Origin of the sequence: Hymenobacter metallilatus (assembly GCF_003944705.1) — a bacterium.
Lineage (GTDB): Bacteria > Bacteroidota > Bacteroidia > Cytophagales > Hymenobacteraceae > Hymenobacter > Hymenobacter metallilatus.
In genome coordinates this window covers 102,696-125,633 of the sequence record NZ_RWIS01000007.1, presented here as the reverse complement: position 1 = coordinate 125,633, position 22,938 = coordinate 102,696, and the positions used below count along the sequence as shown (strand labels likewise).

The window sequence follows — 22,938 nt, the reverse complement described above, 5'->3', positions numbered from 1 at the left end:
GCTCATCTAGGGTACCACGGAGGCCGTCAGCCGCGTATCGGCCCACTGCCACGCCTCATCCAGCTCCTGCCGGGTTTCGGTGGTTTTAGCCGTATTGCCGGTAGCGGCGTAGGCCTGGTACAAGCCGGACAGGGCCCACCCGTTATGCGGGAGCCGGGCCAGATCATCTTCGTACACCGCAATGGCTTCAGGGTACTGCCGGGCCGCCAGCAGCACGGCCCCCAACTGATGCCGCACCGAGAAAAACCAATCGGGCGGCTCGTTGTAGCGGAGCTGATCTTCCAGGCGCACGGCCTCGCGCAATACGGCAATACTTTGGGGTAATTTGCCCTCCTGCTGCAGAATAGCACCTTCCAGTTCCCGCCAGGCTATTTCGGTAACAGCACGCATAGAGTTGATACCGAACAGGATTCCGTGCAGTGCGGCCGTATCCTGGCACAGTACGCGCATACGGGCCAGCTCCCGGCGGGCAGCGGGCAGGTTGCGCCGGGCAGCCCAGGCACGGCCCCGGGCGTAGTGCCGGATAATTTCTGGGTATACCAGCGTAGTGTCGAAGTTGGTCATGCTCAGGACCTGGTTCCACTGCCCAAACTTTACGGCCACGTTGTACGGAATGGTATAGATGTGCTGGGTGGACGGACCCAGCAGCGGGTGGCGCATAAGCTGCCGATTGGCACTGGCCGCCAGCTTGCGCGCAGCGTGCAGGGCCAGCCGCTGGTTGCCCTCCAACGTAGCCGTAGCCGTCAGGAAATGATAGTTATGCGGATGGTACGCCAACGGATATGCCCCCTGCGCGTGGCAGGCTTCGATGTACGAACTATCAGTCTGCAGGGCGCGCAGGTTGGCCAGCGTGCCCAGGTGGTACTCGCCCGTTCGGATGTAGGTATGGGAGGGCATGTGCAGCAGATGGCCCGCGCCCGGCACCAGCGTGGTAAGGATCCGGGCGCTGCCAGCAGCTTTTTCCGGATGGCGCGAGCCCTCCGTGGCATGAATGTAGAAATGATTGGCCCCCGCGTGCCGGGGGCTGTGCCCCAGCACCTGCTCCAGCGTATTCATGATATCCGCCGTCCAGGGCTGGGGCTGGCCGTTTTTCTGCCAGATATCCCATGGATGCAGATTCATAAGCGCTTCTGCGTACAGCGCCCCCACATCGGGGTCGGTGGGATATTGCTGGAAAACCGTCTTCAGCGCCTCGGCATAGGCTTCATCATAGGCAGTGCGGTCTTGCACGGGCCGCGGCGGGTACCGTTTGACCAGCGCCGCAATCAAAGCCTGCTCTTTCGGTGATGCTTGTCCTGCCAGCCGCTGCGCCTGCCGCACGGCCCGGTAGGCCCGGCTGAAATTATCGGGTTCCATGCCGGCATTGTAGTTTGGGCCCAGCACATAGCTGTAACCCCAATACCCCATGGCGCAGCTAGTATCCTGGCGGGTGGCTTCGAAAAAGGACCGGGCTGCCTCAGCATGATTGAAACCATAGGCCAGCATCATGCCCTGCGCAAAATACACCTGGGCGGCGGCGCTGCTGGTCGTAATTTTCAGCGTGTTTCCCTCCAGGCCCGGCAACAAGGGGGCTTTCTGACCAGCTTTATACCAGGCTGTATCGGCCAGAATGGGCACCGCGCACATGGTTACAGAGGTAGGTGACCTCAGTGCCGCAACCTGCGTTACGGGTTCCTGCCGCACCGAGCACCCGCTCAGTATAGTGGCTAACACAAGACGCCCTGCGTACTTCATGGCTACCCCGAATACAGCCCGTTATTACCCCGGTATCAACATTTGGGGTGGCCCTGCTGCCGGTATGCATCCCGTGAGGCCTACAGCGCAACGCCACACCGAAGCCGCAACCAGCGCGGCTGCTCATGTATAGTTACGAAAAATATTCGATTTATACTATATTCAACAGACTAAAGTCGCGCTCTACCTCAAACGAATGGTGAGGGGTGGCGCGTTACTATCTTTTCAGGCCCAGCCGCTCCACAGTTTCGCCTTCAAAGTCAAACTCTATCAGGATGGCCGGTTCCTCCCCTATCACCCAGCCGTCGTGACCGGGGGCGATGGCTACCACCTGCGGAGCTACATATTCTTCCCGCGTACCATCGGCGTACTCAATGCCCAATCGGCCGGCGGCCAGAAACCCCACATGGGCGTGCTGGCATAGCTCTGTACCGATTACCGGTTTCATATTCCTCGACCACTGAAAGCCCGCCGGATACACCACCCGCTTTACGCGGGAGTTGCCGGTGCGCACTACATCTACTTGTACGCCGCCTACTTCGCGGCGGGTGGCATCCTTCAAAGGGCCTAAAAGTGTGGCGGTATCCATAATGTGTGGGAGAAAAGGGCGTGAAGGGTCCTGCTGGCATGCCCTTACTCAAGGTACTGAATAGCTACGAAATCCGCTAGTCCTGCCCAAGGGCCAGGGCCGGCCGGGCACCCAGCAACTCCTGCAGCTGCCGGGCATTCAGTACCCCGGTCCCACCGATACCGTTGTTGAAGTACAGGTATGCCTCCGCCAGATGGGGTTCTGCCTGCATTTGCCGAGTTATTTTCACTAGAAAATCACCACTATACGCGGAAGTGTACAGCACCGGTACCCCGTGAAAACGGTAGTAGGCTTTTTCGGTGTTGGCCACTACATCGTCGGGCAGGGTGGCGGGGTAGCTTTGGCCGCAGAAGCTGATGCCGTGCCGGGCCAGGGTCCGGAATATCTCCCCGTTCCACCAGCTGGGATGCCGGAACTCCAGCACGTTATGAAACCCAGGGTCCAGCTGCTCCAGAATGCAACCCAGCAGCTCCTCCGTATAGGCGGCCTTGGGCGGCAGCTGAAACAGCACCGGTCCTAGCTTCTCGCGCAGGCCTTCCTGCACCGTGGCATAAAAATCGGCCAAAACTGGCGCTGCTTCGGCGTTAAACTTCTTGTAATGGGTTACCTGCCGGGGCGCTTTCACGGCAAACCGGAAACCGGGCGGGCTCTGGTCGTACCAGCTTTCGAACACCTTCAGGGCCGGCATACGGTAGAAGGTCACGTTTATTTCCAGGGTGTTGAACTGGGTGCAATAGTAGGCAAACCACTTGCGCGGCGGCAGCCCGTTCGGGTATAGCACGCCTTTCCAGTCGCGGTAGGAGAAGCCGGAGCAGCCGATATAATACGAGGGCATAAATGGGACTAAACGAGGTGGGCACTACGAAGCTGCGCACGAAACAAGCTCAACTATACTCTTGCTACACAGCAGCTTACTACAGATGAGCCGCCAAATTGTGCACATGCTTTCTCCGGTTTATAACCGTACGTTAGCTTGACGTCAGCCCCCGGGCATACGAATATTCTGCGGTTTCAGACGGGGTTTTGGCCTCGGCTGCCGGCTGTTCTGTTTTCACCATTCACCTCTGTGAGCTATGATTCTGCGCCTTGACGAACTGGCAATCGACCTGCCTAAACCCAAACATCCCTCGGCCAACGATGCCGCGGCCATTCAGGAGCTACTCGGTGGCAAATTCGGCGAAATGAGCACGCTGATGAACTACACGTTCCAGTCGTTCAACTTTCGGGGGCGCGACCGGCTCCGGCCGTTCTACGCGCTTACATCCGCCATTGCCGCCGAGGAGTATTCGCACATTGAGGCCGTGAGCTATGCCATCAACCTGCTGCTAACCGGCGTAACCGAGCGGGGCCACGACCCCAAGCCTGGCCCCTTGTCCGACGCCGTCGATGCCCGTAACTCCTACCACTTCCTGGCCAGCGGGCAGGCCGCCCTGCCCTTCGACTCGATGGGTAACCCCTGGACCGGGCAGTACGTGAACAGCTCCGGCAACCTGCGTCTCGATTTGCTGCACAATTTCTTTCTGGAGTGCGGAGCCCGGGCCAACAAAATCAGGGCCTATGAAATGGTAACCGACCCCTGCGCCCGCACCATGATAGGCTACCTGCTGGTGCGCGGAGGCCTGCACGTATATGCCTACGCTAAGGCACTGGAGGTGATTACGGGGGTTGACGTGAAGAAGCTTATGCCCGTTCCGCCCCTCTCCAACGCTAAGTTTCCGGAAGCCGTTAAGTTTATGGAGCATGGCCTGCACCGGCAGCTGTACACCTTCTCGCCTAATGCCTACGCCGAGGCCGGCATCATCTGGAACGGCACGCACCCCGAAGACGGCTCCAAGCTGGAAGTGGTGCAGGGCGCTATTCAGGGTGTGCCCTATCCCGTGCTCGAAGAAGAACCCCAGCTCAACTCCCCCGGCGAGGACGACTTCGACCCCGAAATGTTCAAGGATATTGCCAAGAAGCTGGGCCTGTCTGACGAGTGGAAACAGCGCCACGGCTAACCGCAGCCGTCTTTCTGCTACCAGCACCGAAACGGGTCTGCTCCATGGGGCAGGCCCGTTTCGACTTTTCTGCCAGGCATTAGTAGGCTGTTCCAATACAGCAGTATACCTCACGTAGTACCTCATGGATGCTAGAGCACGGAACTGGGCAGCCAAAATGCCTAACGCCGACTAAACTTAGGTCAACGTCATGTGCATCGTTTGTGCTGTTTTACTTTGAACTAGCTGAATAGCTTGATAAAGGCCTTTTTATAACGCGGGAATACACTATCAAACAAAATATTTTAACATGCTTTGAAATACAAAGTTCTTTATCATCCTTTGTATCGTTGCTGCTGTCTATTAGGCTGGCTTCGGCTGGGCTCAGCCAACATACTCCTCTACTTCAACCTCAATTTTCTACTTCCATGACACTCCCCAAAAGCCTTCTGCTCGTTGCGCTGGTTGCCGGACTACTGCTATTGATTCCGCTGGTAGCTATGCAGTACACCACCGAAGTAAACTGGACTTTCTCCGACTTTGTATTTGCGGCTGTCGTGCTGTTTGGAGCGGGCTCTACGTTCGTGCTCATTGCCCGCATGGGCAACAATGGCACTTACCGGCTGGCAGCCGGTGTAGGCGTGGTGGCCGGGCTGCTGCTGGTATGGGCCAACGCGGCCGTAGGCCTGGTTGGTAGCGAAGATCATCCGGCCAACTTACTCTATGGGGCAGTACTGCTGGTAGCCCTCGGTGGTGCCATTGCGGCCCGTTTCCGGCCTCTGGGCACTTCCAATGCCATGTTTGCCGCCGCTCTTACCTATGTGGCGGTTACCATTATTGCCCTGTTTGTGTGGAAGCCGACGGGCGCAGCTGCTGAACCCTCAGCACACTTGCTGAACGTGGTAGTATTCAATGCCGTTTTTGCTGGGCTGTGGGCCGTATCAGGCTGGTTATTCCGGCGGGCCAATGGTTCTGTACTGGGTCGGCAATTGGCCTAATATAAAGCCTTTACTTCCTACTTAAATGAACGTTGCACCCTTTATTGTTGCCGGCCTATTGTTGTTAGGTGCGGGGCTGCTGTTTCTGCTGGTAGCCAGCCGGAGGCGTAGTAGCACATATAAACTAGCCGCTGGCGTAGCAGTGGCGGCCTCCCTCTTGCTGGTATGGGGCAACCTGGCCGTGGGCTTTATCGGCAGTGAGGATAACCCCGTGAATTTGCTTTACGGTTTGGTGCTGGCTGTAGGCTTTATCGGAGCCGCGCTGGCCCGGCTGCAACCCCAAGGTATGGCTCGCGCCATGTTTGCGGCGGCGCTAACCCAGTTTGCCGTGCCCTTCGTGGCGCTGCTTATCAAGCGGCCCGAGCTTACAATGGGCGTGCTCTGGGTGATTGTGCTGAACACCCTCTTCGCCGGGCTGTGGGTGCTGGCGGGGTGGCTGTTTCGGCGGGCGGAAGCTATGCACGCGCGTTCATAAACCGCCAAAAAGTCATTTAATTTATGTATAAATTACAAAATCAAGTCATAACGTCAGCAAAATTCCTCTCGCACCCTGTTTGCTAGCCTCCTCGTAGAATCTTCCTGTTCGAAGTTCTCACCTACGACGAAAGCAACCCATGAACTTTAATAACTATACCATCAAGGCACAGGAGGCCGTGCAGAAGGCCACTGAAATTGCCGGGAGCAACCAGCAGCAGGCCATCGAAACCGGCCACTTGCTGAAGGGCCTCTTCCAGAGCGACGAGAATGTGCTGTCGTTTCTGGCCAAAAAGCTGGGCGTGAACCTGAACATCCTCACGCCCCGCCTCGATGCCATTGTAACCGCTTACCCCAAAGTAAGCGGGGGCTCGCCCTACCTCTCTAATGAGGCCGCCGCCGCTCTGCAACGCGCTACCGGTTTCCTGAAGGAGTTCGACGACGAATACGTGTCGGTGGAGCACCTGTTGCTGGGGCTGCTGGGCGGCAAGGACGCCGTGGCTACCCTGATGAAGGACGCCGGCTTCAACGAAAAGGACCTCAAAGCGGCCATCAAGGAGCTGCGCGGGGGCCGCAAGGTCACCAGCCAGAGCGCCGAGGACCAGTACCAGAGCCTGAACCGCTACGCCATCAACCTCAATGAGCGGGTGCGCTCGGGCAAGATGGACCCGGTTATCGGCCGCGACGAGGAAATTCGGCGTGTACTGCAGATTCTGTCGCGCCGTACCAAGAACAACCCGGTACTGCTGGGCGAGCCGGGCGTGGGTAAAACTGCCATTGCCGAGGGCCTGGCCCAGCGCATTGTGGCCGGCGACGTACCCGAAAACCTCAAGGACAAAACCCTGATGAGCCTGGACCTGGGCCTGCTGGTGGCCGGGGCCAAGTATAAGGGCGAGTTTGAGGAGCGCCTCAAGGCCGTTATCAAGGAAGTAACCGACTCGGATGGGCAGATTGTGCTGTTCATCGATGAGATACACACCCTGATAGGGGCCGGCGGTGGCGGCGAAGGGGCCATGGACGCGGCCAACCTGCTCAAGCCCGCGCTGGCGCGGGGCGAGCTGCACGCTATTGGTGCCACCACGCTTAAGGAGTACCAGAAATACATTGAGAAGGACAAGGCCCTGGAGCGCCGTTTCCAGGCCGTGGTGGTGGACGAGCCTACCGTGCCCGACGCCATCAGCATCCTGCGCGGCATCAAGGAAAAGTACGAGCTGCACCACGGCGTGCGCATCACCGACGACGCCGTAATTGCTGCCGTGGAGCTGAGCAGCCGCTACATCACCGACCGGTTTCTGCCCGACAAGGCCATTGACCTGATGGACGAGGCGGCCGCCAAGCTGCGCATCGAGCTGAACTCCATGCCCGTGGAGCTGGACGAGGTGCAGCGCCGCATTATGCAGTTGGAAATTGAGCGCGAGGCCATCCGGCGCGAGGAAAACCACGACCGGGAGAACGTGCTCAACAAGGAAATTGCCGACCTCTCGGCCCAGCGCGACACGCTGAAAGCGCAGTGGGAAAACGAGAAATCGGCCCTGACCAGTGTGCAGACCGAGAAGGAAAACATTGAGCGCTACAAGCTGGAAGCCGAGCAGGCCGAACGCCAGGGCGACTATGGCCGCGTGGCCGAGTTGCGCTACGGCAAAATTCAGGAAGCCGAAAACCGCCTGAAAGAGCTGCAAGCCCAGGCCGAAGCCCAGAAGGATGGTGGCTCGATGCTGCAGGAAGTGGTAACCTCCGAGGACATTGCCGAAGTGGTAGCAAAGTGGACCGGCATTCCGGTGAGCAAGATGCTGCAGTCGGACCGGGATAAGCTGCTGAACCTGGAGAACGAGCTGGGCAAGCGCGTGGCGGGCCAATCGGAGGCCATTGCGGCTATTTCGGATGCGGTGCGCCGTTCCCGGGCCGGTTTGCAGGACCCCAAGCGGCCTATTGGCTCCTTCATCTTCCTGGGTACTACCGGCGTGGGGAAAACCGAGCTGGCTAAGGCCCTGGCCGAGTACCTGTTCAACGATGAAAACGCCATGGTGCGCATCGATATGAGCGAGTACCAGGAGCGCCACGCCGTGTCGCGCCTGATTGGGGCACCTCCCGGCTACGTGGGCTACGACGAAGGCGGGCAGCTGACTGAGGCCGTGCGCCGCAAGCCCTACTCGGTAATTCTGCTTGATGAAATCGAGAAGGCCCACCCCGATGTGTTCAACATTCTGCTGCAGGTGCTGGATGATGGCCGCCTCACCGACAACAAAGGCCGGGTGGCAAACTTCAAGAACACCATCATCATCATGACCTCCAACACCGGGGCCGACATCATTCAGCGGAATTTCAAGGAGCTGAATGAGTACAACCACGACGAGGTGGTGGACCGCACCCGCGAGGAAGTGGTGGACCGCCTGAAGCAGCACATGCGCCCCGAGTTCCTGAACCGGATTGACGAGATTGTGATGTTCCAGCCCCTCAAGCGCAAGGAAATCCGCAAAATCGTGGACATCCAGTTCCGGCAGATTCAGCAGCGGCTGGAGGAAGCCGGCATCCGCCTGGAAGCCACCGACGAGGTGCTCGACTACCTGGGCGAGCAGGGCTTCGACCCCACCTTCGGGGCCCGGCCGCTCAAGCGCGTGCTGCAGCGCCTGGTGCTCAACGAGCTGTCGAAGGACATTCTTTCGGGCCGCGTGAGCAAGGACGCGGTGGTGGAAGCCGTGCTGGAAGACGGGCACATCCGCTTCAACAACGTGGAAATTCCGGCGGTTGGATAAGTAGATTTGATTAAATGGGAAAGCCCCGCTGGCGTTGTGCCGGCGGGGCTTTTTGCTGGGAAGTACATGCTACTTATCTATCCGTTATCCGCGGGGTACTACCCTTTCTGCCGGATGAGCGTATGGACGAGTACATTCTACCACTGCCTTTCACCGAACTACTATGAACAACCCGCTGTCTATGCCCCACATCCGCCGAATTACCGTTGCAGGGCTGAGCCGAACCTTATTGCTGGCGCTCAGCATGTTGACGTTACTGCCCGCCTGCTCCGACGACGAGGACAACACCGTGGCCACACCGGCCAGTCCTGATAAAATTACGGTACCCCAGGCGGCCCTTTCGCCGGAAGGCATTCAGTACGACGAAGCCAACCGCCGTTTTTTTGTTAGCTCCCGCACCCAGGGGCGCATTGGCACGGTAAAGGATGACAGCACCTACACCCAGTTTGCCGATGATGCCCGGCTGGTTTCTACGATTGGCTTGAACCTGGATGCCAACCGTCAGCGCCTGCTGGTGGCCGTTTCCGATAATGGCGCCAACACCAGCCGCTCCAGTGCCGCTACCCGGCAGAAGTTGGCGGCCCTGGCCATCTATAACACCAACAATGGCACCCTCAGCAATTTTGTCGACCTGGGTGGCCTACGCCCCACGCAAAATCACTTCGCCAACGATATAGCCGTCGACAGCCAGGGCAATGCCTACATTACCGACAGCCTGTCACCAATTATTTACAAGGTTGATACCCAAGGCAATGCCTCGGTATTCCTGGAGAATGCGCAGCTAGCTGCCAGCAGCGGCTTTGGGCTCAACGGCATTGTGTTTCACCCCGACGGCTACCTCCTGGTGGCCAGATCCAACGACGGTACCTTGTTTAAGGTGCCGCTCAGTACCCCCGCTAACTTCTCGCGCGTGACAACTACCCAGAGTCTGGTTGGTGCCGATGGGCTGTTACTGGTGGACAATCAGACCCTGCTGCTTGTAGCTGGCAGCCAGAGCACCGTATTCCGGCTGGCCAGCACCGATGCCTGGGTTACGGCCAACCGTACGGGTAGCTTTGCAACCGGGGCCGTAAGCCCTACCACCATTACCCGACGCACCATGGATGCTTACGTGCTGTATCCTTACCAGGCCACGTCGCCACGTTTCGCCATTACGAAGGTGAAGTTCTAGACTTGCCCTCTGGCCGGCAAAATGCCCCAGACAGCAAAAGCCCGCTGGCAGTGTGCCAGCGGGCTTTTGCTGTCTGGGGCTAACCCTGATTTTCTTACAGGTAGCCCCCGCTTACCAGGTACTCAACTACCTGCTGCCGGGCGGCCTCTGGACCGCCAACGGCCGAGTTGTTGTGGTATTTATTATCCTTTTTCACGTGCAGCTTGTACGAAGTGCCCTGCACGCCACCGCTATACTCGCTGTTGCTGCTGGGATATACAGTGAGTTCGGCCACCTCGAAGCCATCGGGCAGTGCGAAGGTGTAGAGCGTCTGAATGCTGCTGGTAGACTCTTTGGGCCGCATTACCCCAATTAGTACGTCGCCCTGCATAATGCGCCAGGTGGTTTCGGAGCGGCGGGGTGGGGCTACCAGCCGGGGCTTGGGAGCGTTGAAGCGGTTGCGCTCTACTATTTTGTAGTCCAGCGGCTTTGCATTGGCCTGCGCCTCTTTTTCGGCGGCATATTTGGCCGAAAGCTTCTCGCCAAAGGCCTCCGTAAAACGCTTGATGCCTTCGGGGTTAGGCTGACCGTCGCGCATTACCTCATTTTTCACCAAGGCCTCGGCCAGCTGCTGCTGAAAGTTGAGGCCGGTTTTGCTCATTTCGGCCGTTTCACCGCCGGGCTGAAACGTCATCATGTAGTAAATGAAGGATTCGTTGCTGGGCAGGGCCACAATGTTGCCTTTGGCCTTCATCACCTCTTTGTCGTCGAGCGTGAGCAGGGTAAAGTCGCGCATCATCATCGTTCCGCCTTTCAGAAGCTTGGCGTAGGGTTTTTTATCCACAGTGATGACGTCGCCTTTCATCGAAACGTTTTGCGCCTGAGCGGTTAGAGCCAGCGCGGCGGATAAGGTAAGGGTGCTGCCCAGACGGACAGCGTAACGGGTAAAGGAAATGGCCATTGAAAGAAATGAAATGAACAGTGAAGAGACAAAACGACGCGAAAGAATGCCCCCAACGGGCCACAAACCGGCGCTGCCAGCCTGAGAAATCAACGAGAAGCAGCGGTAGTAATTACCAGACCATTTGCGCACATATACCGGTGTATACAGAGCCGGCCTGCATTGGCAGTATAACTGATGCTGATAGTGGAGCTAGCCGGGAAAAAGAGAATATACTTCCACTTGGATAAAAACGAGAGAACTGGACGTAAACAACGTGTCCAATATACCGCATAATCTGGTGTGGAGCAAAAGTTTACTGCTCCCCCCGATAGTGGCAGCCAATTACTTGCCGGAGGCTTTTGCGCTCGGTTCAGCCGGCATTACGGCCCCAGGCCGGGCGAACAGTTTACAGCAGGCAGGCATGGTGAATAATCTGCATTTTGCCTGCCTGCCGATAAAGCACACCGGCACAAGCCATCTGGTTAGGGCCAGAATTACCCTCCGTATTCACTACCAGAACGTTGCCTTGCAGACTGGGACCAGCTACGGACAGCAGTCCAGATAAATCATGGCCAGAAAACTGCGGATTTTTCGATTCAAACTGCTATTTACTCCCAAATAAAGATCATATTTACTTTATCTTATTTAATAGTATTTCAGCAGCATTCCGTGTGTGCTTATCCGTTTGCCAGCCTTTGGCGTAGTAGGCTCATTGTAGCCTTCCTTCCCTCTTTTTTTTCTTCTTCAACACACTTACCAAGGTTCCGTTAGCACCCTGCTGACCGGGCGGAGGCAAGCCATTTTCCCACCCTTTACCATTTTTGTATGATTCCAACAGTACAGGATTCAGCAGCGGGCATTCGGCCCGGTGCCCGGAGCCGGAGCTGGTTACCGCTAGTGGTAGCTGCCTGCGGCGTGTTTATCAGCCCTTGGGCGCAGGCACAGCAGCGCCTGGGCATGGAGGCAGCGCGCGTAACACCGGCTTCGGCACCTGCGCTGGCCACGCTGCCGGGCTCCGCAACCCGCACGGCCACGCCGGTACCGGTGCGCCATGCTGCGCGCGGCATTCAGGCCAGCATAAGCTCCACCGCCACCGGCGGTAACTGGAGCGACCCTGCCACCTGGGTAGGTGGCGTGGTGCCCACCGGAGCAGATGAGGTAACTATTGCAAGTGGCGCCACCGTAACGCTGGACGTGGCAGCCAGCTGCGCCTCGCTTACGGTAGCCAGCACAGGCTCCCTGCTCACTTCCGCCACCACTGCCTATCAGCTGCAGGTGGCTGGCAGCGTAACCAACAACGGTACGCTGGACCTGAGTGCCAGCACAACGGTTGGCTCCGACCTGCGCTTTACCGGCGCTGGCAATGCTACCTTCGGCGGTAGCGGCACCACCGACCTGCAAACGGTTACCATCACTAAATCTACGCAGGCCGATGTAGTGGAAATGACACTGCCATCCTTCACGGTGAAGGGGGTAGCCTCGGCCACGGGCGACGGATTTCTGGCGCCCCGCCTGATTTCCGGCACCACCGTAACGGACAACATGACGGGGACGCTGAAGCTCTCGGGCTCCGCTACCATCGGCAGCAAAGTGCTGCTGAACCAGGCCCTGCCCTCGGGTGCTACTCCTACCGGCCTGTTTGTGCCGGCTACTGGTGGCATCTGGCTGAACAACCCCAACTACACCGTACTCGGCCAGAACAACTCTACCACCGTGAACGGGCTGCTACGCATGACGGCGGGCACTTACAACGTGGGCACGGGCAGTGGCAACTCGCTGGTATTTGGCTCTAACGCCGTGTACACCATGGAGGGAGGCACGCTTACCACCGCGGGGCGGTTTACCAACTTTGCCTCGGCCACCACGGTAACGGGCACCATGACCTTTAGCATGAGTGCCGGCACCATTAATGTGGCAAACGTGGCAAACGCCGGGGCAGCGCCTTCGTTTGGCGTGAACGGCACCACCACTATTTCGGGCGGCAACATTAATCTGGTGCAGCGTAGTACGGCCACTACGCCCCTCGACTACTACGTGGCCGGTGCTACCTACAACTTCAGTGGCGGCACCCTGAATGTTGGTACGGCTGCTACCGCAACCAACTTCGACTTCCGGATTCGGGGCATTGTGCCAAACGTGAGCATTCCGAGCGGGAAAAGTGCTTTCCTGGTTGGGCAAACCAATGGGTACGGCACCATGCTGGTAAACCCAGGCGGCACACTGAACCTGAATGCCAACATCCTGCTGCAACTGGGCTCCACCATCACCAACAATGGTACACTCACCGGTAGCGTTGCTGGCAGCACGCTCTATTTTGCAGGCTCCGTACCGCAGACTCTGGGCGGCAGTGGCACATTCAGTACGCCTGTGCGGACTATTTCTCTGGACAACAACGGAGGCGGCGTAACCCTAACGGCTCCGCTGACGGTGTACCGGGCCAACTTCTTCACTGGCAACCTCAACGGCTCCAACAACCTCACGTTTGGCGATGGTACGGCGGTAGGCAACGTTATCCAGATTGGCGTAACGGGAGCTACTACCCAGGCGGGCTCGTTTAACGTGGCGCCCAACTTCAACATCGGTGCGGGCTACCTGCAGGTAATTTATGCGCCGGAAACTGCCGGCCGCACTACGGGCTTCGAAATTCCGGCAACACGCAGCATCGACTACCTCTCCATTGCGAATCCGAACGGGGTAACGCTGGCCGGCGGCAACCTGACGGTGCGGGGCGACGCAACGCAGTCGTTGTTTCTGACCAGCGGCGTGCTGAGCACGTCACCCGCTAACACCCTGATTCTGGCCGAAACGGTGGGCGCACCGCCGACGGGCAGTGCCGCCAGCTATGTACGCGGCCCCCTGGCTATCATCGTAAACAGCGCCACGGCCGTAAGCCGCACCTTCGCTATTGGCGACGGGCCAGGCTGGCGGCCGGTAGTGGTAGGGGGAATTACTACCTCGGGCCCCCAAACTTTCACGGCTACTATTGTGAGTGGAGCTACGGGTGGCACGTTGTCGGGGGCTATGTCGTCGTTGAATCCGACCCGCTATGTGCGCCTGCAGAACACGGCGGCACTACCGGCTTCGGCAACGGTTCAGCTTAGCTACGGAGCCGATGATGTGGTGGGTGGCCCCACTACCTCGGTGGTTGCCCAGGCGGCTACGGCGGCCGGCACCTATGCCAGCATTGGCGGCGCAGCGGCTTCGGCCCCTACCACGGGCCTGGTATCTACCTTGCCCATCACACCCGGTAACGACTTCTTCGTGCTGGCCAATACGGAAGGCGGCGCCCTGACCTCCTCAGTGGCTAGTGTGTGCGGCAGCACGAACTCCGGCACCCTCACGCTTTCGGGCTACGCGGGTACCATTACCGGGTATGAGGCCAACACCGGCAGCGGCTTTGTGGCGGTGCCGGGCACCAATACCGGTACTACGCTGGCCTTTAGCAACCTCACCCAGACTACTACCTTCCGGGCAGTTATCCAGACCTCGGACAACCGTATTGTGTATTCTTCACCCGTCACGGTGACGGTAACCGCAGGTCCTGCCGCTACCCTGGCCGCTGCCACGCCTACTACCTTCTGCGGCTCCGGCACCCTCACCCTGAATGCCACGCCGGTAGCCGGGGCTACCTACCAGTTCTTACTGAACGGGCAGCCAATTAGCGGAGCCACTTCCGATACCTACACTACCACAGTAGCTGCCAGCGGCGCCTACTCGGTAGTAGTTACTACCGGCAACTGCTCAGCTACCTCTTCGGCTATTCAGGTAACCGTGAATCCGGCTACTTCGGCTGCCTTCTCGTACGCCACCAGCACGTTTTGCCAGAGCGGCAGCAACCCCACACCTACCATTACGGGTACGGCCGGGGGTACATTCAGCAGCACCGCGGGCCTGAGCCTGGATACGGCTACCGGAGCCATTAACCTGTCGGCCAGCACGGCGGGCACGTACACCGTAACGTACAGCGTCAGCGGCACCTGTCCTTCGTCGGCTACGGCTACGGTAACAATCAGCAATGCCGCAACGGCAGGTTTCAGCTACGCGGCTGCTACGTACTGCACCTCGGCTACGGGCCCGGTAACACCAACGCTGGCTTCGGGCGCCACTAGCGGCACGTTCAGCTCAACTACCGGCCTGACCATTGACGCGGCTACGGGCGCCATCACACCCGGCACCTCTACCCCTGGCACCTACACCGTAACCAATACGGTCGCCGCCTCGGGAGGCTGCGCGGCCGTAACGGCCACTACCACGGTTACCATTACGGCTCCGGCCACGGCCGGCTTTGGGTATGCCAACAGCAGCTACTGCACCAGCGCCACCAGCACGATTACGCCGACCCTGACGGCCGGGGCCTCGGCTGGTACCTTCAGCTCCACGGCTGGCCTAACCATTAGTGCCACTACCGGAGCTATTACCCCCGGCACCTCTACACCCGGTACGTACACGGTAACCAACACAGTAGCCGCCTCCGGTGGCTGCGCGGCCGTAACGGCCACTACCACGGTTACCATTACGGCTCCGGCTACGGCCGGCTTTAGCTACGCCAATACCACGTACTGCACCAATGCCGGAGGTACCGCCGTACCTACACTGGCCAGCGGAGCCACTGCGGGTACGTTCAGCTCTACTTCGGGCCTGACCCTTGATGCTACCACAGGCGCTGTTACGCCGGCCACTTCTACTCCCGGCACGTACACCGTGACGAATACAGTAGCCGCTTCTGGTGGCTGCGCGGCCGTAACGGCTACGGCTAGTGTTACCATTACGGCTCCGGCTACCGCCGGCTTCAGCTACGCCAATGCCAGCTACTGCGTGGGCACGGCTTCGCCGGCAGTGGTACTGGCTGCCGGCGCCACGGCCGGTACGTTCAGCAGCACTACGGGCCTTACCATTAATGCTGGCACGGGGGCCATTACCCTAGCCACCAGCACCCCTGGCACCTACACTGTAACCAATACGGTGGCTGCGGCCGGTGGCTGCTCGGCTGTTACGGCCACTACTACGGTAACTATTAACCCCACTCCAGCTCAGCCCACCGTTACCATCCGCTACAACGGACCAACGACCACGCTTACCAGCAGCGCGGCCACCGGCAACCAATGGTACCTGAACAACACCCTGATTCCGGGTGCCACCGGCCAGGATTACGTGGTTAACTCGGCGGCTCAGTACGGCAACTACTCAGTTCAGGTAACCAATGCGGCCGGCTGTGCTTCGGCCTTCTCGACCTCGCAGGTGGTTACTTCTATTGTGAAGCCGCTGGCTGGCTCTTCGCTTACGCTCTATCCGAACCCCACCACCGACGGCCAGCTGACGCTGAAGCTAGCGGGCTACAGCAAGGCCGTGGAGCTGACGGTATACAATGCCATCGGGCAGCAGGTGCGCACCCTCACGGTGCCCGCCGGCCGCCTGGAACAGCCCCTCGACCTCACGCAGCTGCCGTCCGGTGTGTACATGCTACGGGCCCGCTCCGAAGGCGGCCTCGACGTCCGCCGTATTGTGAAGGAATAAGCCTCGGTTGTATTCCTCTGACCCAAAAACTCCCTGCCGACGGTGTCGGCAGGGAGTTTTTTTGTGCTGATGGTTGCCCAACGGGCGTATTCGGCCGCCCGCCGGCTGGTTTCAGGCGGTCCAGGAACAAAAAATATGGCAGGATGCAGATATTTGGCCTCTCTCCTTTGCTGCTTGCTCTCCTATGTCTGTTTTCAGTACGTATGTACAACTCGGGTTCCACCACATTTTCAACCTGCGCGCCTACGACCATCTGGTGTTTCTGCTGGCGTTGTGCGCCCCCTATGTGCTGCAGGACTGGCGGCGGGTAGTGGCCCTGGTAACGAGCTTCACAGTGGGCCATTCCATTACGCTGGCACTGGCTACGCTGAACGTGGTGCAATATTCGCCCGCTGTCATTGAGCTTCTGATTCCGATAACCATTGTGCTCACCTGCTTACTGAATCTGGCCCGGGCCGGCAGTGCAGGCAGCCGCATAACCGACCGCCCCGGCCCGCAACCCGTGGTGCTGGCCCTGCCCAACCTGTTGGCCCTGGCGTTCGGGCTGATTCATGGGCTGGGTTTTTCCAGCTACCTGCGCGAGCTACTGGGCCAGCAAAGCCGCCCGTTACTGGAGCTGCTAAGCTTTAACCTGGGCGTAGAGCTGGGCCAGCTGGTTATTGTACTGCTGATTCTGCTGCTGGGCTTTACACTACTGCGGGGCCTGCGTGTGCACCGCCGCGACTGGCTGCTGGTAAGCACCGGTGCCGCCCTGGGTATTGCCCTGACGTTGTTGGTGGGCCGGTAAACGACAGCTCTGTGCAATCCTCGGTGTCCTCGGCGGACTAAAAAACGCCCGAACGATTCCGCTCAATGAGTATAGGTCCTTCGCCCTGCCTGGGATGAAACTTCAATACTTCACCCATTCAACACACCTTACGCAACCTGCCCCGCTTACCGGCGTCTTTCGCCGCGTGCGGCGGAGCATAGCCTGGTTCCCCTTATTTTTCAAGACTTTTCTCCCCTTTTTCCCGATATGCTGAAACAACCTCTACTGGCCGCCGGGCTGGTGGCGCTGCTGGCTCTGCCGGCAACCGCGCAGAATACCAATTCCGGTACCGACAAATTTGCGCAGCTGGAAACCCTGCTGCCCACACCCAACTCCTACCGTACGGCCTCCGGGGCGCCCGGTACCGATTACTGGCAGCAGCGTGCTGACTACAACATCCGGGTGAAGCTGGACGATGACAAACAAGCCATCAGTGGCGACGAGGATATTACCTACACCAACCTCTCGCCCGATGTGCTGACTTATTTATGGGTGCAGCTCGACCAGAATATTCTGGATAAAAACTCCATCACCACGGCTACCGAGGTGGGCCAGATTCAGCAGCGTATGCCGTTTCAGGCCCTGGATTACCTGCAGAAAAGCGAGTTTGATGGGGGCTTCAAAATTGCGGAGGTGAAGCTGAAAGGCGGCAAGGCCCTGCCCTACGTAATCAACCACACCATGATGCGCGTGGACCTGCCTACGCCCCTGCGGCCCAAGCAGGCCGTTACGTTCAGCATCAAGTGGAGCTACAACATCAACGACCAGACCAAAATCAACCAACGCTCGGGCTACGAGTTTTTCCCGGAGGATAAGAACTACCTCTACGAAATTGCCCAGTTCTACCCCCGCATGGCGGTGTATTCCGACAATCAGGGCTGGCAGCACAAGCAGTTCCTGGGCAACGGCGAGTTTGCCCTGCCCTTCGGCGACTACCGGGTGAGCATTACGGCCCCCGCCGACCACGTGGTGGGCGCTACCGGTACGTTGCAGAACGCCTCGGAAGTATTGTCCTCGGCCCAGCGTCAGCGCCTGGAGCAAGCCAAAACCTCCAACAAACCGGTGCTGATTGTGTCGCCGCTGGAGGCGGAGCGGGCCGAGCAAAACCGCGCCAAAGGCACCAAAACCTGGACCTACGCCGCCAAAAACGTGCGCGACTTCGCCTGGGCCTCGTCGCGCAAGTTCATTTGGGATGCCATGGGCGTGAAGCAGAATGGTGTGTCGGTGATGTGCATGAGCTACTACCCCAAGGAGGGCAACCCGCTCTGGGGCAAGTACTCGACGGAGGTTATTGCGCACACCATCAAAACCTACTCGAAATTTACCATTCCCTACGCCTACCCGGTGGCTATTTCGGTGCACGGGCCGGTGGGCGGCATGGAGTACCCGATGCTGAGCTTCAACGGCGGCCGCCCCGAAAAGGACGGCACCTACTCGGCCGACCGGAAGTACGGCATGATTTCGGTGATTATCCACGAGGTGGGCCACAACTTCTTCCCCATGATTATCAACTCCGATGAACGGCAGTGGACGTGGATGGACGAGGGCCTGAACACCTTCGTGCAGTACCTCACCGAGCAGGAGTGGGAGCGAAACTACCCCTCCCGCCGCGGTGAGCCCGCCAACATTGTGGCCTATATGCAGTCGGATAAGAGCCTGCAAACCCCAATTATGACCAACTCGGAGTCGGTGCTGCAGTTTGGCAACAACGCCTACGGCAAGCCCGCTACCGGCCTCAACATTCTGCGCGAGACCATCATGGGCCGCGAGCTGTTCGATTACGCTTTCAAGGAATACGCCACCCGCTGGGCCTACAAGCACCCCACCCCCGCCGACTTCTTCCGCACCATGGAAGACGCTTCGGGCGTGGACCTGGACTGGTTCTGGCGCGGCTGGTTCTACTCGGTGGATAAGACCGATCTGGCCATTGAGGGCGTGAAGTGGTACACGGTGGATTCAAAGAACCCCGAAATTGAGAATGCCCGCAAGCGGGAGATGATCAACAAAGCACCCCAGAGCATTTCGCAGCAGCGCAACCTCCAGGACATCAAGAAAACCCTGGTGGACGATAAGCCCGAGCTCAAGGACTTTTACAATCAGTACGACCCGCTGGCCACCACCGAGGCCGATAAGCAGCGCTACCAGCAGCTGGTGAAGGGCCTGAGCCCCGAGCAGCAGCAGCGCCTCAACAGCGGCCTGAATTTTTATGAGGTGAGCCTGAAAAACAAGGGCGGCCTGACCATGCCGGTCATCGTGCAGATGACCTACGAGGATGGTAAGCAGGAAATGATGACCATTCCGGCCGAAATCTGGCGCAAGAACAACGCCGAGGTAACCAAGGTGTTCATCACCGAAAAGCCGGTGGTGAGCTTCGTGCTGGACCCCTTGCAGCAAACCGCCGACACGGACCTAAGCAACAACAGCTGGCCCCAGAAAGCCGTGCCCTCCCGCTTCGAGCTGTTTGAGTTTCAGCAGCGCCAGCAGCCTAACCCCATGCAGCAGTCGGCCCTGCAGCAGCAGGAAAAAAAGCCAACCGGTACCAGCACCGGCGGCACCAACTAAGCACTGCCTGGAACACCAAACAGAACGCGCCGGACTGCTTTGCAGTCCGGCGCGTTCTGTTTCTGGTTAAGAGGATGCTCCACTTACATCTCTGTGCTCCGGGAGCGGGCCCTACGCGGGGTGAGCGGTAGGCCAATAGTCGCGGAGCAGACCCTGCAGGTTACTGAGCGTGAGTTTACTGGAACGAAAGTGCAACAAGGGCGTGTGTACATCGCCCACAATCACCTCAATTTCTGAGGAATCAGAGTACCACAGGATGCTAATCAGCGCATGGCCAAAGTCACGGCAAATCACCTGGCCTTTGTTTTGCCAGGCCTCAGGGCATTCAGAGGAGTCGCGGAAGCCTAACTCCAGCAAATCAGCTATTTTCATAAACGAAAATACTTCGGAAGGGGCGCGAAATAACGTCCCAACTCGGTGTAAGGCAACAAAACCCGGGTAGTTGGGGGCCAGTGCTGGGTAAAGGTTTATCCGGGAGCAAACCCGCTACGGGCTGGCAGACGTTTTCTTGTTAGCTTGACCTATCCTTTCATCCTCAACCTTTCCCCCACTATGGGACTCCTCGACGGCCTGCTGGGCAATGCTTCCGAAACCGATGCGCAACAGATTCAGCTGGAGCTGCAGCAGCTTCTTTCCCCGGGCGAGCAGGTACGCAACGCCTACGCCGTGCTGCGCGACCTGATGGTATTCACCACCAAACGCCTTATTCTGGTGGATAAGCAGGGTGTAACGGGCAAAAAGCGCGAGTACCTGAGCCTGCCCTACCGCAGCATCGAGCGGTTCAGCATGGAAACCACCGGTCATTTCGACCTCGACGCCGAGCTAAAAATCTGGGTGCGCGGCCAGACCGAGCCCATCAGCAAAACTTTCCGTGGCGACAAAAACGTGTACGACGTGTACCGCGCCCTCGGGGAATTTGCCGTGTAGTTGATAGTTGCTGGTTGGCAGTTGTTAGTAGCGGATTTCGGACCGGTATACAGGGCCGAAATCCGCCACAGCTGCGGTTGCCCGGTCGTTTTTCTCGGCAAACCGTACTGACAACTAATAACTGAAAACTAAAAACGCCCCATGCCCCGCTTTACCGCCGCCCACGCCCTTACGCAGGCCCGCCAGCACCCACTGATTCCGGTGTTTTACCATGCCCAGGAAGACTACGCCCGACGGGTGCTGGCGGCCTGCCACGCGGCCGGCGTACGGCTGTTTGAGTTCACCAACCGCGGCTCTCAGGCGCCGGAAATCTTCGAGCGGCTGCAGCGCTTTGTGGAAACTGATTTTCCGGATCTGCTGCTGGGAGCGGGCACCATCTTCACGGTTGAGGAGGCCGGCCGCTTTATTGAGGCCGGGGCCGACTTTATTATCCAGCTCGTATGCAGCCCCGACGTGGCCGCTGTGTGCCGCAGCTACAACCTGGCGTGGCTGCCCGGCGCTCAAACGCTGAACGAAGTGTACGAGGCCCACCGCCTGGGGGCCACCCTGGTAAAGCTGTTTCCCTCGGCCTACCTCACCCCGGAATACCTGCGTATTCTGCGCGGCCCATTGCCCCAGGTGCCACTTATGGTTACGGGCGGTATCCAGCCCACCGTCGAGAGCCTTACGGAATGGAAAGCAGCCGGGGCTACCTGCGTGGGCCTTGATGCCCGCCTGCTTGACACCGACGACCCCGCCCGCCTCACGGCCCAGGCGCGGGAGCTATTGGCGGTGCTGCAACCTACTACGTAAGCACGCGGCACTTCCCGTATCGTCGTGGCTGATGTTGTCAAGCACTTGTCCCTGAATGTCCGTTTTCTCCCGTCTGAAGGCCCTGTTTCGTAAGCCCGTTTTACCGGAGCGCACCTCCATTTACCACCCGGATGCAGAGCAGTTTCGGGTACGACACGCGGCTTACCTGGCGCAGAAAGCGTCAGCCGTTGTGCAGGAGCCCAAGCCGCTGTCGGAGCACTACGGCAATTTCCACACGTTCCTATACCGCCCCGATTTCGACTGGTTTCTGAAAACGGAAGTCCTCCCTTTGGGGCCACGCACCCGGGCGGCAGTGGAGTGTTTCGATGCTAATCATTGGCAAAAAAAACACCCGTTCAACTTTCCTGGCCCTTTTTATACCGGCGAATCGGATACCTGTGGGACGGGCGTGTGCGAAGCCCCGGACAACGTAGCCAACGACGAATACAGCTGTGAGTTTGTGTTCCGACAGCCTCAGAACTACCCACAGTTTCTGCACGTCCTGGATGCGGCGGCCGTGGAAGTATTGGAAAGTTACTCCGCCAATGGCAACGAATATTGGACGTATGCCGCCTGCAAGGAGTGGTGGCGCAGCCGTGGGGAGCTGGTAGCCGCATTGTCGCACCCAGATGTACAACGCGCTAATAATGGTCAGGCTCAGGCATATCTGGCTTATCTGGACGGAGCGGCGGAAACGGACTTACGCCGGTATTGCTATTTTCTGGAAAACGGGCAGTATCCTGCGGATAAAAGCACAGCTTTGCCCCCGCTTTAACCCAGCCAACGGCGCGCTTACTACCCTTGTATGCCCGAAGAACCCGCGTGGAGTGAACTGGAAGTAACGGCCGTGCGCGGCCAGTCGGTGCTGACGCGCAGCCGCAGTGTGCAGCCGCTGAAGCTGCTGAACCCGCGCACCCACGGGGCGGGCTGCCAGGTGGTCCTGTCCAGTTACGGAGGCGGGTTTCTGGCCGGCGACGTAGTGCGGCTGCGCCTGCACGTGCAGGCGCAGGCCCGGCTGCTGCTCAGCACCCAGGCCAACACCCGTGTGTACCGCACCGACCACGCAGTCAGCGCCGAGCAGCATTTAGAGGCTCATCTGGCCCCTGGCAGCCTCACCGCCATCCTCCCCGACCCGCTGGTGCTCCAGGCCCGGGCTCGCTTCCGCCAATACCAGCACTGGTACCTGCAGCCCGGCGCCGTGCTGCTGCTGGCCGACTGGCTGCACTCGGGCCGCATGGACAGCGGGGAGCAATTCGAATTCCACAGCTACGAATCGGAAATCCGGCTAACGTATGGGGGCCGGCTGCTGGCCCTCGACCGGTTCGGTTTCCGGCCCCGGGAGCACATCGCCACTTCCCCCGCTCACTTCGGCTCGCACCAGACCACGCTGTCGGTGTACCTGGCCGGGGAGCCTGCGGATGCGCGGTTCCAGCAACTTTCCGCCGTGCTGGCCGCCCAACAGCCCCACTCCCGCCGCCAGCTCCCGCCCGACCTCTCCCAACAGCCCGCTGTAATAACCTTCACCGAAGCCCGCCCCAGCCTGCATCTGCTCCGGGCCGTCGGCCACAGCCGTGCCGCTCTGCAACCCCTCTACGATGCCCTGCACGACGCTTTGGCCTCGCCAGAGCTGCTGGGGTTTCATGCGGGCAGGCGGAAGTATTAGGGTTTCTGGCACCATCTGAAGGTCATTCCTCGCGCTGCTCGGAATGACCTTCGGC

The 22,938-nt window shown here is 59.2% G+C and carries 17 protein-coding genes; 12 read left to right on the top strand and 5 right to left on the bottom strand.

The features are described 5' to 3' along the window. Nucleotides 1-6: 6 nt before the first annotated feature. From EI290_RS11965 to EI290_RS11955, 3 genes are all read right to left on the bottom strand, one after another. Nucleotides 7-1,626, bottom strand: coding sequence for a tetratricopeptide repeat protein (locus EI290_RS11965; protein WP_246008935.1), 1,620 nt, complete (start codon nt 1,624-1,626; stop codon nt 7-9). 325 nt (nt 1,627-1,951) lie between these two features. Next, the gene (locus EI290_RS11960; RefSeq protein ID WP_125430357.1) at nt 1,952-2,323 is read right to left on the bottom strand and encodes a cupin domain-containing protein; all 372 of its coding nucleotides are present in this window, start codon (nt 2,321-2,323) and stop codon (nt 1,952-1,954) included. 76 nt (nt 2,324-2,399) lie between these two features. Next, the gene (locus tag EI290_RS11955; protein WP_125430355.1) at nt 2,400-3,158 is read right to left on the bottom strand and encodes a DUF72 domain-containing protein; all 759 of its coding nucleotides are present in this window, start codon (nt 3,156-3,158) and stop codon (nt 2,400-2,402) included. Nucleotides 3,159-3,396: 238 nt separating this feature from the next. Here EI290_RS11955 and EI290_RS11950 point away from each other — a divergent pair, with 238 nt between their 5' ends. From EI290_RS11950 to EI290_RS11930, 5 genes are all read left to right on the top strand, one after another. Further along, complete coding sequence (locus EI290_RS11950) at nt 3,397-4,320, top strand: manganese catalase family protein (protein ID WP_125430353.1); 924 nt, start codon at nt 3,397-3,399, stop codon at nt 4,318-4,320. Nucleotides 4,321-4,727: 407 nt separating this feature from the next. Then, on the top strand, nt 4,728-5,297 hold the full coding sequence (locus EI290_RS11945; RefSeq protein WP_125430350.1) for a hypothetical protein: 570 nt from the start codon (nt 4,728-4,730) through the stop codon (nt 5,295-5,297). 25 nt (nt 5,298-5,322) lie between these two features. Then, nucleotides 5,323-5,772 carry a hypothetical protein gene (locus tag EI290_RS11940; RefSeq protein ID WP_125430347.1) on the top strand — a complete coding sequence of 150 codons (450 nt, stop codon included), beginning with the start codon at nt 5,323-5,325 and terminating at the stop codon, nt 5,770-5,772. Between the two features lie 139 nt (nt 5,773-5,911). Further along, nucleotides 5,912-8,524: an ATP-dependent chaperone ClpB gene (clpB, locus tag EI290_RS11935; protein WP_125430345.1), complete on the top strand. Its 2,613-nt coding sequence runs from the start codon at nt 5,912-5,914 to the stop codon at nt 8,522-8,524. Between the two features lie 244 nt (nt 8,525-8,768). Continuing rightward, the gene (locus EI290_RS11930) at nt 8,769-9,695 is read left to right on the top strand and encodes an SMP-30/gluconolactonase/LRE family protein (protein WP_185816969.1); all 927 of its coding nucleotides are present in this window, start codon (nt 8,769-8,771) and stop codon (nt 9,693-9,695) included. 94 nt (nt 9,696-9,789) lie between these two features. Here the strand turns inward: EI290_RS11930 and EI290_RS11925 are convergent, their stop codons facing one another. After that, nucleotides 9,790-10,635, bottom strand: a complete 846-nt coding sequence (locus EI290_RS11925; RefSeq protein WP_125430339.1) for a hypothetical protein — start codon at nt 10,633-10,635, stop codon at nt 9,790-9,792. Between the two features lie 807 nt (nt 10,636-11,442). Between EI290_RS11925 and EI290_RS11920 the strand changes: the two genes are divergently transcribed. The 3 genes from EI290_RS11920 to EI290_RS11910 all read left to right on the top strand — a co-directional run bounded on the left by EI290_RS11920 (nt 11,443) and on the right by EI290_RS11910 (nt 19,501). Continuing rightward, a complete protein-coding gene (locus EI290_RS11920) occupies nt 11,443-16,131 on the top strand; it encodes a T9SS type A sorting domain-containing protein (RefSeq protein WP_125430336.1) in 4,689 nt (1,562 codons plus the stop codon). Nucleotides 16,132-16,315: 184 nt separating this feature from the next. Beyond that, on the top strand, nt 16,316-16,918 hold the full coding sequence (locus tag EI290_RS11915; RefSeq protein WP_125430333.1) for a HupE/UreJ family protein: 603 nt from the start codon (nt 16,316-16,318) through the stop codon (nt 16,916-16,918). A 228-nt stretch (nt 16,919-17,146) separates the two neighbouring features. Next, entirely contained in the window at nt 17,147-19,501 is a 2,355-nt protein-coding gene (locus EI290_RS11910; RefSeq protein ID WP_125430330.1) for a M1 family metallopeptidase, read from the top strand. Between the two features lie 111 nt (nt 19,502-19,612). On the opposite strand, the gene EI290_RS11905 is transcribed toward EI290_RS11910, so the two are convergent. Next, nucleotides 19,613-19,873 carry a hypothetical protein gene (locus EI290_RS11905; protein ID WP_125430327.1) on the bottom strand — a complete coding sequence of 87 codons (261 nt, stop codon included), beginning with the start codon at nt 19,871-19,873 and terminating at the stop codon, nt 19,613-19,615. 180 nt (nt 19,874-20,053) lie between these two features. On the opposite strand from EI290_RS11905, the gene EI290_RS11900 reads away from it, so the two are divergent. The 4 genes from EI290_RS11900 to EI290_RS11885 all read left to right on the top strand — a co-directional run bounded on the left by EI290_RS11900 (nt 20,054) and on the right by EI290_RS11885 (nt 22,883). Then, the gene (locus EI290_RS11900) at nt 20,054-20,428 is read left to right on the top strand and encodes a PH domain-containing protein (protein WP_125430324.1); all 375 of its coding nucleotides are present in this window, start codon (nt 20,054-20,056) and stop codon (nt 20,426-20,428) included. A gap of 141 nt (nt 20,429-20,569) precedes the next feature. Then, the gene (locus tag EI290_RS11895; protein WP_125430321.1) at nt 20,570-21,220 is read left to right on the top strand and encodes a beta/alpha barrel domain-containing protein; all 651 of its coding nucleotides are present in this window, start codon (nt 20,570-20,572) and stop codon (nt 21,218-21,220) included. A gap of 55 nt (nt 21,221-21,275) precedes the next feature. Beyond that, nucleotides 21,276-21,995, top strand: a complete 720-nt coding sequence (locus EI290_RS11890) for a hypothetical protein (protein ID WP_125430318.1) — start codon at nt 21,276-21,278, stop codon at nt 21,993-21,995. A 30-nt stretch (nt 21,996-22,025) separates the two neighbouring features. Then, on the top strand, nt 22,026-22,883 hold the full coding sequence (locus EI290_RS11885; protein ID WP_125430315.1) for an urease accessory protein UreD: 858 nt from the start codon (nt 22,026-22,028) through the stop codon (nt 22,881-22,883). Nucleotides 22,884-22,938 lie beyond the last annotated feature (55 nt).

What these genes read in the sequence shown, in the direction of transcription:
- EI290_RS11895 (WP_125430321.1), top strand. Translation starts at nt 20,570, where the DNA reads ATGCCCCGCTTTACCGCCGCCCACGCCCTTACGCAGGCCCGCCAGCAC.
- EI290_RS11960 (WP_125430357.1), bottom strand. Translation starts at nt 2,323, where the DNA reads ATGGATACCGCCACACTTTTAGGCCCTTTGAAGGATGCCACCCGCCGC.
- EI290_RS11950 (WP_125430353.1), top strand. Translation starts at nt 3,397, where the DNA reads ATGATTCTGCGCCTTGACGAACTGGCAATCGACCTGCCTAAACCCAAA.
- EI290_RS11940 (WP_125430347.1), top strand. Translation starts at nt 5,323, where the DNA reads ATGAACGTTGCACCCTTTATTGTTGCCGGCCTATTGTTGTTAGGTGCG.
- EI290_RS11900 (WP_125430324.1), top strand. Translation starts at nt 20,054, where the DNA reads ATGGGACTCCTCGACGGCCTGCTGGGCAATGCTTCCGAAACCGATGCG.
- EI290_RS11965 (WP_246008935.1), bottom strand. Translation starts at nt 1,626, where the DNA reads ATGTGCGCGGTGCCCATTCTGGCCGATACAGCCTGGTATAAAGCTGGT.
- EI290_RS11920 (WP_125430336.1), top strand. Translation starts at nt 11,443, where the DNA reads ATGATTCCAACAGTACAGGATTCAGCAGCGGGCATTCGGCCCGGTGCC.
- EI290_RS11925 (WP_125430339.1), bottom strand. Translation starts at nt 10,635, where the DNA reads ATGGCCATTTCCTTTACCCGTTACGCTGTCCGTCTGGGCAGCACCCTT.
- EI290_RS11955 (WP_125430355.1), bottom strand. Translation starts at nt 3,158, where the DNA reads ATGCCCTCGTATTATATCGGCTGCTCCGGCTTCTCCTACCGCGACTGG.
- EI290_RS11885 (WP_125430315.1), top strand. Translation starts at nt 22,026, where the DNA reads ATGCCCGAAGAACCCGCGTGGAGTGAACTGGAAGTAACGGCCGTGCGC.
- EI290_RS11930 (WP_185816969.1), top strand. Translation starts at nt 8,769, where the DNA reads ATGTTGACGTTACTGCCCGCCTGCTCCGACGACGAGGACAACACCGTG.
- clpB (WP_125430345.1), top strand. Translation starts at nt 5,912, where the DNA reads ATGAACTTTAATAACTATACCATCAAGGCACAGGAGGCCGTGCAGAAG.
- EI290_RS11945 (WP_125430350.1), top strand. Translation starts at nt 4,728, where the DNA reads ATGACACTCCCCAAAAGCCTTCTGCTCGTTGCGCTGGTTGCCGGACTA.
- EI290_RS11910 (WP_125430330.1), top strand. Translation starts at nt 17,147, where the DNA reads ATGCTGAAACAACCTCTACTGGCCGCCGGGCTGGTGGCGCTGCTGGCT.
- EI290_RS11915 (WP_125430333.1), top strand. Translation starts at nt 16,316, where the DNA reads ATGTCTGTTTTCAGTACGTATGTACAACTCGGGTTCCACCACATTTTC.
- EI290_RS11905 (WP_125430327.1), bottom strand. Translation starts at nt 19,873, where the DNA reads ATGAAAATAGCTGATTTGCTGGAGTTAGGCTTCCGCGACTCCTCTGAA.
- EI290_RS11890 (WP_125430318.1), top strand. Translation starts at nt 21,276, where the DNA reads ATGTCCGTTTTCTCCCGTCTGAAGGCCCTGTTTCGTAAGCCCGTTTTA.